The organism is Gordonia spumicola (genome assembly GCF_009932475.1).
Classification (GTDB): domain Bacteria; phylum Actinomycetota; class Actinomycetes; order Mycobacteriales; family Mycobacteriaceae; genus Gordonia; species Gordonia spumicola.
In genome coordinates this window covers 2,084,692-2,098,352 of the sequence record NZ_BJOV01000005.1, presented here as the reverse complement: position 1 = coordinate 2,098,352, position 13,661 = coordinate 2,084,692, and the positions used below count along the sequence as shown (strand labels likewise).

General features: G+C 68.8%; 11 protein-coding genes. 3 read left to right on the top strand and 8 right to left on the bottom strand.

Annotation, left to right across the window (positions count from 1 at the left end):
* Positions 1-24: 24 nt before the first annotated feature.
* The 5 genes from mmsB to GYB83_RS21020 all read right to left on the bottom strand — a co-directional run bounded on the left by mmsB (position 25) and on the right by GYB83_RS21020 (position 6,123).
* Positions 25-894, bottom strand: a complete 870-nt coding sequence (gene mmsB / locus GYB83_RS21040) for a 3-hydroxyisobutyrate dehydrogenase (RefSeq protein ID WP_161897235.1) — start codon at positions 892-894, stop codon at positions 25-27.
* Positions 891-2,060, bottom strand: a complete 1,170-nt coding sequence (locus tag GYB83_RS21035) for an acyl-CoA dehydrogenase family protein (RefSeq protein ID WP_161897234.1) — start codon at positions 2,058-2,060, stop codon at positions 891-893. The genes mmsB and GYB83_RS21035 overlap by 4 nt, the downstream gene beginning before the upstream one ends.
* A 9-nt stretch (positions 2,061-2,069) precedes the next feature.
* The gene (locus GYB83_RS21030; RefSeq protein WP_161897233.1) at positions 2,070-3,593 is read right to left on the bottom strand and encodes a CoA-acylating methylmalonate-semialdehyde dehydrogenase; all 1,524 of its coding nucleotides are present in this window, start codon (positions 3,591-3,593) and stop codon (positions 2,070-2,072) included.
* Positions 3,594-3,704: 111 nt separating this feature from the next.
* Positions 3,705-5,273 carry an HNH endonuclease signature motif containing protein gene (locus GYB83_RS21025; RefSeq protein ID WP_161897232.1) on the bottom strand — a complete coding sequence of 523 codons (1,569 nt, stop codon included), beginning with the start codon at positions 5,271-5,273 and terminating at the stop codon, positions 3,705-3,707.
* Positions 5,274-5,514: 241 nt separating this feature from the next.
* Complete coding sequence (locus GYB83_RS21020) at positions 5,515-6,123, bottom strand: TetR/AcrR family transcriptional regulator (RefSeq protein ID WP_161897231.1); 609 nt, start codon at positions 6,121-6,123, stop codon at positions 5,515-5,517.
* 37 nt (positions 6,124-6,160) lie between these two features.
* On the opposite strand from GYB83_RS21020, the gene GYB83_RS21015 reads away from it, so the two are divergent.
* The gene (locus tag GYB83_RS21015) at positions 6,161-6,889 is read left to right on the top strand and encodes a hypothetical protein (RefSeq protein WP_186349826.1); all 729 of its coding nucleotides are present in this window, start codon (positions 6,161-6,163) and stop codon (positions 6,887-6,889) included.
* A 7-nt stretch (positions 6,890-6,896) separates the two neighbouring features.
* On the opposite strand, the gene GYB83_RS21010 is transcribed toward GYB83_RS21015, so the two are convergent.
* On the bottom strand, positions 6,897-9,266 hold the full coding sequence (locus GYB83_RS21010; protein ID WP_161897230.1) for an acetyl-CoA acetyltransferase: 2,370 nt from the start codon (positions 9,264-9,266) through the stop codon (positions 6,897-6,899).
* Positions 9,267-9,283: 17 nt separating this feature from the next.
* Here GYB83_RS21010 and GYB83_RS21005 point away from each other — a divergent pair, with 17 nt between their 5' ends.
* Both GYB83_RS21005 and GYB83_RS21000 read left to right on the top strand, forming a co-directional pair.
* On the top strand, positions 9,284-10,591 hold the full coding sequence (locus tag GYB83_RS21005) for a WS/DGAT domain-containing protein (RefSeq protein WP_228461684.1): 1,308 nt from the start codon (positions 9,284-9,286) through the stop codon (positions 10,589-10,591).
* A 51-nt stretch (positions 10,592-10,642) separates the two neighbouring features.
* Complete coding sequence (locus GYB83_RS21000; RefSeq protein ID WP_161897229.1) at positions 10,643-12,016, top strand: NAD-dependent succinate-semialdehyde dehydrogenase; 1,374 nt, start codon at positions 10,643-10,645, stop codon at positions 12,014-12,016.
* Between the two features lie 144 nt (positions 12,017-12,160).
* Here the strand turns inward: GYB83_RS21000 and GYB83_RS20995 are convergent, their stop codons facing one another.
* Positions 12,161-13,039, bottom strand: a complete 879-nt coding sequence (locus GYB83_RS20995) for a hypothetical protein (RefSeq protein WP_161897228.1) — start codon at positions 13,037-13,039, stop codon at positions 12,161-12,163.
* Between the two features lie 47 nt (positions 13,040-13,086).
* Entirely contained in the window at positions 13,087-13,656 is a 570-nt protein-coding gene (locus GYB83_RS20990; protein WP_161897227.1) for an HhH-GPD-type base excision DNA repair protein, read from the bottom strand.
* Between the last annotated feature and the right edge of the window lie 5 nt (positions 13,657-13,661).

Here is a 13,661-nt window from a genome sequence, read left to right as displayed (position 1 = left end):
CTCGTCGGTCAACGCGATGACCGGTCAACGCAAGGTGTCGATTATCGCACTGAAGTCGAGGTGACCGTGGTCGGCGGCGTACGCGGCGTACAACTGCGCCGCGTGCGAGCCGAGTGGAGCCGACGACCCCGTGGTCGACACCGCGTCCATCGCGAGCCCGAGGTCCTTGTTCATCAGCGACGTGGCGAATCCCGGCCTGTAGTCGTTCTCCGACGGCGCCGTCGGGACGGGGCCGGGCACCGGGCAGTTGGTGTGCAAGGCCCAGCAGTTGCCGGTCGCGCCGGTCACCACGTCGTACAGGGCCTGATCGGCGAGTCCAAGCTTCTCGGCGAGGACGAAAGCCTCGCCGACGGCGATCTGCTGGACGGCGAGGATCATGTTGTTGCACAGCTTGGCGGCCTGACCGTTCCCGGATCCGCCGCAGGGGACGATCTTGCCTGCCATCGGATCGAGCACCGGTCTCGCGGCCTCGACGGACGCGTCGTCGCCGCCGACCATGAACGCGAGCGTGCCCGCTGTCGCACCCTTCACCCCTCCCGACACGGGGGCGTCCACCTGCAGCATTCCCGCGTCGAGCGCCTGCCGGTTGATGTGGCGGGCGTCGTCCACCGAGATCGTCGACGAGTCGATGAACACGGTTCGCGCCGCGGCCTTGGGGAGGACGGCGTCGTACACGGACCTCACGATCGCGCCGCTCGGGAGCATCGTGATGACCGCGTCGGCGCCGTCGACCGCCGCTTCCGCGGACTCGGCCGCGCCGACGCCGTGCTCGACGGCGTGGGCCACGGCGTCGGCCGACAGGTCGAATCCGACGACGGTGTGGCCCGCGGCGATCAGGTTGGCTGCCATCGGTCCGCCCATGTTGCCCAGGCCGAGGAATGCAATCGTGCTCAACGCTTCTCCTTTGTGACGCGGGCGGCTTCGGCGCGGCCGATCACCATCCGCATGATCTCGTTGGTGCCTTCCAGGATGCGGTTCACGCGCAGATCGCGGACGATCTTCTCCACGCCCGTCTCATGCAGGTAGCCGTACCCGCCGTGCAACTGCAGGGCCTGGTCGGCGATCGTGAAGCAGTGCTCGGTGACGAACCGCTTCGCCATCGCGCACAACTCGACCTTGTCGGGGTCCCCGGAGTCGAGGGCGCCCGCCGCTCGCCACAGCATGAGCCGGGAGGCCTCCAGGTTCATCGCCATCTCGGCGATCGTGGCGCGGATCGTCGGCTCGTCGATGAGCGCGGAGCCGAACGCCTGCCGGTCGGCGACATACTGCAGCGCCGCGTCGTAGGCGGCCTGTGCGCCCCCGAGCGAGCACGCGGCGATGTTCAATCGCCCGCCGTTGAGCCCGTTCATGGCGATCGAGAAGCCCGTGCCCTCGCCGTCGACGCCGCCGAGCATCGCGTCGGCGGGGACGCGGGCGTCGTCGAAGATCACCTGGGCGGTCGGCTGACTGTGCCAGCCCATCTTGGCCTCGGCCGGTCCGAACGAGAGCCCGGGGGTGTCCTTCTCGACGACGAACGTCGAGATCCCCCGGGCGCCCGCGTCGCCGGTGCGTGCCATGACGACGTACACGTCCGACACCCCGCCTCCGGAGATGAACTGCTTGGAGCCGCGGAGCACCCAGTCGTCGCCGTCACGCCTGGCCGATGTCGACAGCGCGGCGGCGTCCGAGCCCGCGCCGGGCTCGGTGAGGCAGTAGCTCGCCAGGCGTTCCATCGACGCCATCGTCGGCACGAAGCGTTTGCGCTGCTCGTCGGTGCCGTATGTGTCGACCATCCACGTGCACATGTTGTGGATCGACAGGAACGCCGCAGTCACCGGATCGGCCTTCGCGAGTTCCTCGAAGATCCGGACGCCGTCGAGCCTGGTGAGCCCGGAGCCGCCGACGTCCTCGCTGGTGTAGATCGCGGCCATGCCGAGCGACGCGGCCTCCACCATCTCGTCGACGGGGAAGTGTTTCGTGGCATCCCATTCCAAGGAGTGCGGGGCCAGGCGTTTGCGCGCGAAGTCGCGCGCCGTCTCGACGACGATCCGGTCGTCGTCGTTCAGAACCGGGTAGGGCATGCCCGAGCCTCAGTTCATCGTCGGGATGGAGAACTCGGCGCCGTCCTTGATGCCGGACGGCCACCGTGACGTGACCGTCTTGGTCTTCGTGTAGAACATGATCGACGCGGGTCCGTGCTGGTTGAGGTCGCCGAATCCGGAGCGCTTCCAGCCGCCGAACGTGTGGTAGGCGACGGGCACCGGGATCGGCACATTGACGCCGACCATGCCGACCTCCACGCGCGAGGTGAAGTCGCGGGCGGCGTCGCCGTCGCGAGTGAAGATCGCGACTCCGTTGCCGTACTCGTGCTCGGTGGGGAGGGCGAGCGCCTCCTCGTAGTCCGCGGCCCGGACGATCGTGAGGACGGGACCGAAGATCTCATCCGTCCAGATCGACATGTCCTTGGTGACGCGGTCGAAGAGGGTGGGGCCGAGGTAGTAGCCGCCGGAGATGTCGACGCCGTTGAACTGCGCGTCGTCGCTGCCGCGGGTTCGGCCGTCGACGACGAGTTCCGCGCCTTCCTCGACGCCCTTGCCGATGTAGTTCTTCACGCGCTCGAGTGCGGCCGCGCTGACGAGCGGGCCGTAGTCGGCGGCCGGGTCGTGGCTGTGGCCCACACGCAGGGCTGCGATGCGCTCGACGAGCTTGGCGCGCAACGCCTCCGCCGTCTCCTCGCCGACCGGAACGGCCACCGAGATCGCCATGCACCGCTCGCCGGCCGAGCCGTAGCCCGCACCGATGAGGGCGTCGACGGCCTGGTCGAGATCGGCGTCCGGGAGGATGATCATGTGGTTCTTGGCGCCGCCGAACGCCTGGCTGCGTTTGCCGTTCCGCGCCGACGTCTCGTAGATGTACTGCGCGATGTCGGAACTGCCGACGAACCCGACGGCTTTGACCGTCGGGTTGTGCAGGATCGCGTCGACGGCGGTCTTGTCGCCGTGGACCACCTGGAACACGCCGTCGGGGAGCCCGGCCTCGGTGAACAGTTCGGCGAGCCGGACGGGGACCGACGGGTCGCGCTCGGACGGCTTGAGGATGAACGCGTTGCCGCAGGCCAGCGCCGGTCCGGCCTTCCACAGTGGGATCATGGCGGGGAAGTTGAACGGGGTGATTCCGGCGACCACGCCGAGCGACTGGCGCATCGAGTACACGTCGATCCCGGTGCCCGCGCCCTCGGTGTACTCGCCCTTGAGGAGGTGGGGGATGCCGACGGAGAACTCGATCACCTCGATGCCGCGCTGCACGTCGCCCTTGGCGTCGGCGAGGGTCTTGCCGTGTTCGGACGAGAGCAGCGACGCGAGTTCGTCGATGTTCTGATTCACCAGATCGATGAAGCGCATCAGCACGCGGGCACGGCGCTGCGGATTCCATGACGCCCACTCTCGCTGCGCGACCGCGGCCGAGGCGACGGCGGCGTCGACGTCTGCCGCGGACGCGAGTGGGACCTGCGCCTGGACGGCGCCGGTGCTGGGGTCGTAGACGTCGGCGGTCGCGCCGCTGCCCGCGACGCGCTTGCCGTCGATGTAGTGGTCGATGGTGCGCAGTTCGCCCATGGATTGCAGCCTCTCTCGATCTCTCTCGTGGTCCAGCTCACCATAAACTTGGAAGTCCTAGTAATGCAATAGGTTGGACGTCCTAGTTTTTGAACCGGAAGTCCGCACAGGTCAGAACGGGGGCGCCTCGTCCGCGTTCGAAGCGCAGCCCGCCGGTGTTCGGGGTGCTCCTTCGCGTTTGCGGCGGTTGTAGGCCCGCATCCGCATCCGGTACCGGTGCTTGGCCTCGGTCCGAGACCGGGGGCGCCCCGGGTCGGCCTCCTGCGGTGGGCGGGACGACGTTGGGGCGTCGTCGTGCACGCACGGCACCAGACCGAGTTCGGGCAGCAGCCAGTGATTCAACGCCCGCGACCGGACGGTGATCCCTTCCGGGGTCGTGACCTCGGTCCAGATCACCCCGTTCGCATCCACGATCTGATCGTCGAGCCAGCCGTCGACGAAGGTCTTCAACCCATGATGGAACCGACACTTCGGATTGAGATTGCACGGACACGTCGGACCACCCGCCGACGGATCACCGTGGTTGTACTCGGTCACGTGGTCGAGGTCGCAGCGGTAGGCGGGCATATCGCAGCCGGGGTGGGTGCACCTGCCGTGCACCGCGCGGACGAGGGTGTCGCACGCCGCGGTCGGACGGTACCCGTTGCTCGGCTGCGACGCCCCGCCCAGCAGATCCGTGACGTCGAGATCCCGGATCACCGTGTCCGCGTCGGCAGCGATGTCCCGGACGTGGTCAGCGGTGATCGGACCGAACCCGTCCAGATAGGCCGGGACATCAGACTCCCCGGTCAGCGACTCACGCCGAGCCACCACATGCAGCACCACAGTCGCCAGACGAGCAGCGACCTCAACCCCTTCACGCGACGGGCAGTCGTCATTGTCGCACTCGCACGCGAAGACCTTCCCGGTCAGCAGTGCGATCACCGCATCCGACCGGCGGACGGCCTTACTCCGCGGATCGTCCGGGCACACATCGGCGATCACCGCGTCGATCGAGTCCTTCGCCAACCGCACGTCCTCCACCGTGGCGGTCACCCGCAGATCGGCCAGAGTCCCGTCGACCGGCTCGACCACAACCTTCTTGCGGGGCTTGGCGGCCTCACGAGCCGCCTGGGCGGCGTCGGCGTCATGTTCGGCGACAACAGCAGCGACGATCTCGGTGACCCGCGGGCCGGTCAGATTGCCTGCGGTGCGGAGTCGGTCGGCGGCTTCGACGTCGATCACCGCGAGGACATCGGTATCGATGACCGCCGCGACCTGATCGAGCGCCAGACGGAACTGCGTGGGCGTGAGGAGGCCCCCACGCAGCAGCAAGCCGATCGCCGGGACACGTTCCATGCAGGAGACGGCCTCGTCGAGGAACTTCTCACCCGTGTATTGGCGGACCCCGCGGACGGTGGCGTACGACGCGGCGACTTGGCAGAGCGGGTCGTACAGGTTGGTGAACGCACCCGTGTCGACGGTCTGGGCGAGGCGTCGTTGGTAGACGCGGTAGATCGCCTCGTACTGATCCCACAAGACCATGCCCTGAAACAGGTCCCCGCGCGCGGCGAACATCATCAACGCCGCATCGGTGGCCTCCGAGCTCTCGGCGAGATCGGGCAGCACCATCCGGATGTGCAACACGCCGTCTTCGACGGTAAGCGTGGCCCCGGCCTGATCGGCGAGCGTGGTGTTCATATCAACCCCCTTGATCGAACGTACTTTCGATTCTATGTCGCTTGCCGTACGGAGTCAAGAGGTATGTCCGATCTGCTTCCACGCCATTCGGTGCGTCGACCGCAGCCCCACCCGCTGGTCGACCGCGGGCTCACCGGTTCTTCGAGCGCAGTCGAGAAGGCCAACAACGCAGGCTGTGCTTCGCCGCGTCTCGACTGCGCTCGACGAACCGAGGGTCTCGACTGCGCCCGACGAACTGACGTCAAGGACGGGGCGGCCCGGTGCGCCCGTCGAATCCGTGGAGCGTGGCGGCGACGGATGAGTCGACGAAGTCGTCGTCGAACCCGCGACTGCCGAGCAGGGCGCGCATGTACGCCGGTGCGACGAGGGTCTCGATGAGTCGGTGCGAGTCGGTTCCGGCAGGTAGTTGGCCGCGTGCGACGGCCCGTTCGACGATCGCGGCCGATGCCGTGAAGCGCGCATCGAAGAACGCTGCGCGGGTGGCCGCGAACGCTCCGCCGTCGTCGATGGCCGCGGCGCTTCGGACCACACGCATCACGTCCGGCCTGGTCAGCAGGGCGACGATCTGACTCAGGAGGGTTGCGAGATCGTCCTCGACGGAGCCGGTGTCGGGGATCGGGTTGTCGGTGGCTGTGAGCCGGAGCAGGGCCGCGGCGATGAGGTGGCCTACCGACGGCCAGCGGCGGTACACCGTGGTCTCGGCGACCCCGGCGGCCTGCGCGACGGCGCGGATCGTCAGGTTCGAGTGACCGTTCTCAAGAAGCAGTCTCATCGTCGCCGATTCGACGGCGTCCTGAACGCGTGCCGATCGGCCGCCGGGTCGGCGGACGGGACCTGTTGCCTCACTCATATCTTAACGATAGATTGTCTAGCGTTAGGAGGCGAACATGACAGTTCCCGAACGCGGCATCGTCGCAACCATCGACAATCGAGCCGTCTCGCGATCGGAGGTCCTCGTCTGGGAGGACCGACGGATCGATGCGGCGGCCCGCAAGCTCGGTGTGTCCGCGCCGGCCCAGGGGCCGATCGCGGAACGTCGTGTGGCGTGGCTGCACGCCAAGCGTGAGATGGGCGACGACCGAATCCTCGAGAAGCTGTCTCGCGACATAGCGATCGCCGACGCCCTCGCTCGCGCACAGGCGGGCGTCAGTCGGCGGCGGCGCATCAGTTCCATCGACCTGCTCGTCCCCTGTGGGACGGCTCGGCAGTTCGCCGACTGGTTCAACCACATCACGTTCTCGTCCGACCAGGACGCGATGGAATCGGCCTGCCCCGACCACTTCGTGCTTCGGATCGTCGACGGTAAGCAGCAGGTCGTCGAGACCAACGGCGGCAGCCCGCTGACCGCCGGCTTCGACATCGACTACGACGACGTGTCGAGCATCGTCACACCCGTCGACCCGATGTTCGACGTCCGCCTCGACGGCGTCGCCCTCGGGACCACGGGCAAGCCCATCGGCGGAGTGCGCCACCAGTTCCGGGACACCGACGCGGGCGTGCACGCGCGCCTCACCGTCGAGTTCCCTCTCCCGATGCTGCCGACGATCGTGCACGGCCACCGCTGGCATCTCGCGTGCGAGTTCTCGAACTGGTTCGAGGCCGCCTTCGCCGTCTGACCCGGCGTTACCGCCCCGACCAGTTCGGGGGTCGTTTCTGGACGAACGCCATGATGCCTTCGCGCGTGTCTTCGCTGACGAGAACGGTGTTGAGGACGTCGAGGCTCTCGCGGACCGCGGTCACCGTGTCGGGCTGCGCGTCGGCCGTCGTCATGGTGCGGATCGAGGAGCGGACGGCGACCGGGGACGCGGCGAGGATCTCCCGCGCCACCTCGCGGGCGACGTCGAGGACGTCGCCGTGCGGGGTCACGCGCGAGACGAGGCCGTGCGCGAGCGCTTCGGCCGCATCGAGGCGGCGACCGGTCAGGATCATGTCGCGGGCCAGCGCGGGCGGCAGGACCCGTGGCAGCCGGACGAGGCCGCCCGCAGCCGCCACGAGGCCGACCTTCACTTCGGGGAGGCCGAACGTGGCCTTCTCGTCCGCGACGATCACGTGGCAGGCCAGCGCGATCTCGAGTCCGCCGCCCAGCGCGTATCCGTTCACCGCCGCGATCACCGGCTTCGGCAGGTCGCGGCGAGCGGTGAGGCCGGCGAATCCGTTCTCCGGCATCGACAGGCCGCTGCCGCCCGCGCTGGCGGCGAGGTCGTTGCCCGACGAGAACGCCTTGTCGCCCGCGCCGGTGAGAATGGCGACCCACAGGTCGGGGTCGGCGAAGTAGGCGTCGAACACGGCGTCGAGTTCGGCATTGGTCGCCGGGCTGATCGCGTTGCGTGAGTCGGGTCGATTGATCACCACTTCGAGCACGTGGCCGTCGCGTCGCACGATGAGATCGCGGTACTCGTCGGCGAAGCCGACGCTCGGGCGCGGGTGGCGTTCGTCGAGTTCGGCGCGTGTCAGAGTCACGATGTTGCGCGACGCCGACGACCGCGCGTACACGGTCGTGCCGATCGGATCGTCCGATCCGCAGAGCAGGTCGAGCAGCGGCTCGCCGTCGGCGGTCGCCACGAACCGGGTCCCGTCGTACAGTCTGCCGATCACCATGCCCGCGCGATCGTCTCGGTCGGGATTGAGGACGGTGAACGTCTCGATGGTGGCGCGCCCGTCGGCGTACCGGCTGATCTCGACGCGATCGGCGATGTCGAGTTCGGCCTGCACCGCGTCGGACGTGGAGGTGGGAAGTGCGCGCGGCGTCGTCGAGTAGACGCCGACGGAGTACTTGCTCATCACCCCGCCGTTGGCGGCGACCAGACCGAACGAACCGGGCGAGCGGCGTGCACGTTCGACGATCTCGGCGATGGCGTGCATCGAATAGTCGTTGCCGGGGCCGCCGAAGTAGGGGAGGCCGCCGGTCACGGTGAGTCCGCGCGGATCGTTCGGGGCGAGCCCGAGGTGATCGGCCGCGGTCGAGACCGCGATCGGGAAGCAGCTGTACAGGTCGAGGTCGGCGACGTCGTCGATGCCGATGCCCGCCATGTCGAGGGCGGCGTCGAGCGCGGCCGTCGCCGACGGGACCCGCGAGATGTCCGGGCGCTCCAGCAGTGGTCGCTCGCGGAGGTCGGCGTAGCCGTGCAGAAACACCCAGCGCGACGGGTCGATTCCGGCGGCCCGCGCCGCGCCGACGGACATCACGACGACGGCCGCGGCCTGGTTCACCTGGTCGCGGGAGACGAGCCTGCGCGTATAGGGCACCGACACGCGGCGATTCTCGTCGGTCGGCACCGCGAGGTCGGCCGCGGACATCGTCTGTCGGCTCGCCGAGTGCGGATTCTCGGCGGCGACCACCGTCATCGGTGCGAACAAGGCGCCCATCTGCGCGGCGTACTCCGCCTGCGAGCGACCGAGTCGATGCCTGCGAGCGTTCTCCAGCAGCGAGTACTGCGCGATCGGTATGACGACGCCGTGCTTCACCTCGTCGATCGAGGTGAGGCCGGCGATCTGATATCCGCGGTCCTCGAGCTGTCCGCCGACCGTCTCCGTGAAGTCGGGCCGGTCCTCGACGGCGACGGCGGCCCGAACCGTCGACATCACCTCGGAGCCGAACAACAGCACCGCGTCGGTGCGGCCGGCCGAGATCTCGGTGGCGAACTCGGTCACCAGGTGTTGTGGGCTCTGACCGCCGGTGACCTCTTCGACGGCGCGCCGCGGGTCCATTCCGGTGCGGGCGGCGACGGCGCGCGGCATGTTGTCCGGACGGCCCAGGGGCGACGACGACGCCGGGCTCGACTTCTCGAACGACCGGACCGCGGCCGCGACGTCGATGAGGGAAGCGACGCCGTCGACGCCGGTGTCGGCGAACGCGGCGCGGACCGCGTCGGCGGCCAGGTCAGTTTCGCCGAGCGCACGATAGTCGGCGTCACCGATGCGTTCGGACGCCTGACCGACGCCTACGATGACGGGAGTGGCCGGATCGATGTCGCCGGCGGAACGGATTGCCATACGGCAACAGTCGCACGTTGCCATCGACCGATGGCAAGCAGGTCGGAGGAGGAGCGTCGGTGTACTCGATGGCCCCCGCCGACGCCGCGATGTATTGGGCGGGGCGCTACCACGCGAACGACCAGTTCCTGCTGTTCGCGTTCGACGCGCCTTCGGCCGTCGATCCGATCCCCGAGATCCGCCGCCGCGCCGCGGCCGTCCCCGACCTGCACCTCGACGTCCGGGAGGCGCCCGGCGACCTCGACTTCCCCCGCTGGACGCCCGCCCAGATCCGCGACGACGCGATCGTGACGTCGACGGGCGGCGAGTGGGCCGACGTGCTGGCGTCGATCGCGCATATCGAACCGCTGCACGCCTCGCGCGCCCTGTGGCGGGTGCACGTGATCGACGCGGTAGCGGGTGTGCCGCGTGTCGACGGCCTCGGACGGATCGCGATCCTGCAGATCTCGCACGCCCTCGGCGACGGTCGTCGCGTCTCGGCGATCGCCCGATCCCTGTTCGGCGGGGGACCGGCCCCGTTTCCGTCGGACGCGCCCGCCGTCGTGGACGATCCACGTGTGGCGGCGATGCGGTCGGCGATGCTGATCGGCCCGCACCTGGCGCGGGCCACGGCCCGCGGCCTCTCCGTGTGGGCGGCCGGTGATCCCGGCCCCGAGCGGGCGGACGTCCCGATCACGAGGGCGAACGGCGTGATCGGCGGCGACCGCGCGCTCCGGACGCTCACCGTGCCCGCGCAGCGACTGCGATCCGGCGGCGCGTCGGTGACTGTCGGCGCACTCGTCGGGCTGGCCGACGTGCTCCCCGCATTCCTCGGCGCACCGCGTCGTGACGCGTCGGCCGAACTGACTGTCGCCCTCGACGACGATCGCCGTCCGCCGCCGCGGAACTCCTTCCAGAACGTCGGGATCGGACTGCACGCGCACGTCCGCGACCGTCGGCGTCGCGCCGAGTCGATCGCGGACGAGATCGCCCGGGCCAGGACACGGGCGTCGTCGCCGGTCCGTGTCGCCTCGCGCAGGGCCGCCGACTCCGCCCCGGCCGTCCTCGCCGCCGCGGCGGCCCGCTTGACGGCGGACGTTCCGCCGCCGACCTCGGTGAGCGGGTGGACTGTCGTGTCGTCGGTGAACAGGGGAGCGGCCGACCTGACGCTCGGCGGCGGACGGGTCCGTTTCACGGCGGGTTTCCCCGCGCTGTCGAAGGCGCATGCGCTCACCCACGGCGTGCACGGGATCGGCGACGCGGTGACGATCTCGGTGCACGCGAGCGGGCCGATCGCGGCCGACGTCGACGGCTACATGGAGGCGTTGGCCTGCGTCTTCGGCTGATCGGCTCCGATCCCGGGCCGGGCGCGCATAAGTCGGCGTATGGTCGGGCGCATGACGTCATATGTGACAGCGAACCCGTCCACCGGCATTGTCGAGAAGGAGTTCGAGACTCTCTCGGACGATCAGATCGAACCGATCCTCGCCCGCTCGGCCGCCGCTTATCAGTCCTGGCGCACCACGTCGATCGACGAGCGTGTCGCGATGCTGCGCGCGACCGCGCAGCTCTACCGCGATCGGGCCGCGGAACTGGGCGCGGTCATCTCCACCGAGATGGGCAAGCCGTTGCCGCAGGCGGGCGGTGAACTGGCTCTGACGGCGATGATCTACGACTGGTACGCCGAGAACGGTCCGTCGCTGTTGGAGACCAAGCAGCTCGATCCGCAGGGCGCGGCCGAGTCGACGGTCACCAGCGTCCCGGTCGGACCGATCCTGGGCATCATGCCGTGGAACTTCCCGTACTACCAGGTGGCTCGTTTCGTGGCGCCGAATCTGTTGCTCGGCAACGTCATCATCCTCAAGCATGCGCCGATCTGTGCGGAGTCGTCGGCTCTGATGGCCGATATCGCGCACGCCGCGGGTGTTCCCGAGGACGCGTACATCAACGTGTATGCGAGCAATGAGCAGGCGGCGACGATGATCGCCGATCGTCGGATCCAGGGTGTGTCGCTCACCGGCAGCAGTCGGGCGGGGGCCGCCGTCGCGCAGATCGCGGCGGGCAATCTGAAGAAGTCGGTTCTCGAGCTCGGCGGGTCGGATGCGTTCATCGTCCTCGACAGTGACGATGCTCGTGCCGCGGGCGCCGCGGCCGCCCCGATGCGCATGATGAACGCCGGTCAGGCGTGCAACTCGCCGAAGCGGTTCATCGTCAAGGACGACCTGTACGACGACTTCGTCGCCGGGCTCATCGACGGTGTGAACGGCCTGCCGGTGGGCGACCCCGCCGAAGCCGGAACGTTCCTCGGCCCGTTGTCGTCGGTCACCGCCCGCGATGAGGTCGTCCGACAGGTGAACGAGGCCGTCAGCCAGGGCGCGACGCTGCACACCGGAGGCCAGGCGATCGATCGTCCCGGCGCGTTCATGTCACCGGGTGTGATCACGGGTGTCACCCCCGACATGAACCTGTACAGCGAGGAGATCTTCGGTCCGGTCGCCGTCGTCTACTCGGTGTCCAGCGATGAGGAGGCGATCGCTCTCGCGAACGACGTCGACTACGGTCTCACCGGCTCCGTGTGGACCTCCGACATCGAGAAGGGCAAGGACGTCGCCGAACGCCTCGACGTCGGCAACGCCATGATCAACGAGCACGGCACATCGCTGCCCGGCCTGCCGTTCGGCGGCGTCAAGCAGTCCGGCTACGGTCGTGAACTCGGCCAATGGGGCCTCGGCGAGTTCGCCAACGTCAAACTCCGCCGCATCGCGAAGTAACAGCTTCCTCAACGCCGCCCGATCCTTGAGCGAGCGGAGCGAGTCGAAAGGTCTTCTCCGCTAGGGCCTTTCGACTCGCAAGCTCGCTCAAGGAGCGGTGGGAAGGCCTTTCGTCGCGCCCCAGGGAGCGGTGAGGTGGTCGGACTACAGGGCGGGTGGCTCGTAGCCGTTGCGGCCGCCCGCCCCCGGGCCGCGGGTGAGGCGCTTGGGGAGTCGGTCGACCATGCCGCCGATGGGGGCGACGGAGGCGTTGAGAAGTTCGACGACCTCGTTGAGGTGATCGACGGTCTCCTGCATGGCCGCCAGGTTCGGGGGCAGCGAGGCGAGGGTCTCGGCGAGTTCGGTGAACTTGTCGAGCGGACCGCCCTCTTCGATGAGGCGGTCGATGGCCCCGCCCTCGCCGAGAAGCTGGTCGAGCAGGCCGTCGTCGCTGGCCGCACGGTCGAGGAGACCGTCCTGCCGCGACAACTTCTCCAAGATGCCGTCGGGCGCGGTGAGCTTGTCGACGATGCCGCCCTCGGAGGTGAGGCGTTCGAGAATGCCCTCGTTCTCCGTGAACTGGTCGACCACGCCGCCGTCGCGGGTGAGGCGGTCCAGGGGCCCGTCCTTCGCGGCGAGCCGCATCAGGATGCCCTTCTCGTCGGTCATCTGATCGAGGATGCCGCCGGGCTCGGTGAGCTTCTCCAACAGTCCGTCCGGCGCGGTGAGACGGTCGATGACGCCGTTCGGCTGGATCAGCCGGTCCAGCGGTCCGCCGGTCGCGAGGATCCGGCCGAACGGACGGTCGGGGCTCAACAGATCGGCGACCTGCGCGAGGATCGTCAACGGCGCGCGGACGGAGGCGATGTCGGCGTTCGTGTGGACGCCGAGGACGTCGTTCACCTCCGTCTCGATGCTTCCGGCGGTGATGCGCGCGACGTTCAGCATCGACTCGACGGTGCCGAGGACGATGCCCGTCGTGGCGAATCCGACACGGAACGGAAGACTGATGACCTCGCGCGCGTCGATCGGAACCTTGCTCATGCGCGAAGTGTACCCGTCGGTACCACGTAGCTCCTAGGACCGACTCTCTACGACTGGGCCTTCGCCGCGGCTTTGGCCGCCTTCTTGAACTCGCGGACCTTGATCAGCGAGTCGGCGTCGACGACGTCGGCCACCGAGCGGAATCCCTTGCGGCCGTAGTCGCCGGTCACCTTCGTCCAGCCGGTGGGCTTCACCCCCAGCTGCTTGGCGAGCAGCGCGGTGAAGATCTTCGCCTTCTGCTCGCCGAACCCCGGAAGCGCGCGGATCCGCCCGAACAGCTCCTCGCCCGTCCGGGCCGTCGTCCACAGCGACTCGGTGTCGCCGTCGTACTGATCGACGATCACCCGCGCCAACTCCTGAATCCGGCCCGCCATCGATCGGCCGTACCGGTGGATCGCCGGGGGCGTGGAGCACAGGTCGGCGAACGGCTCGGGATCGGCGGCGGCGATCGCCGTCGGATCGAGGGTCCCGAAGCGTTCCTTGATCTTCGCGGGCCCGGCGAACGCGCGCTCCATCGGAAACTGTTGATCGAGCAACATCCCCGAGAGCAGGGCGAACGGGTCGGTCGACAGCAGGTCGTCGGCCACCGGGTCCTGAGCAATCTGAATTTTCGCCATGAGAA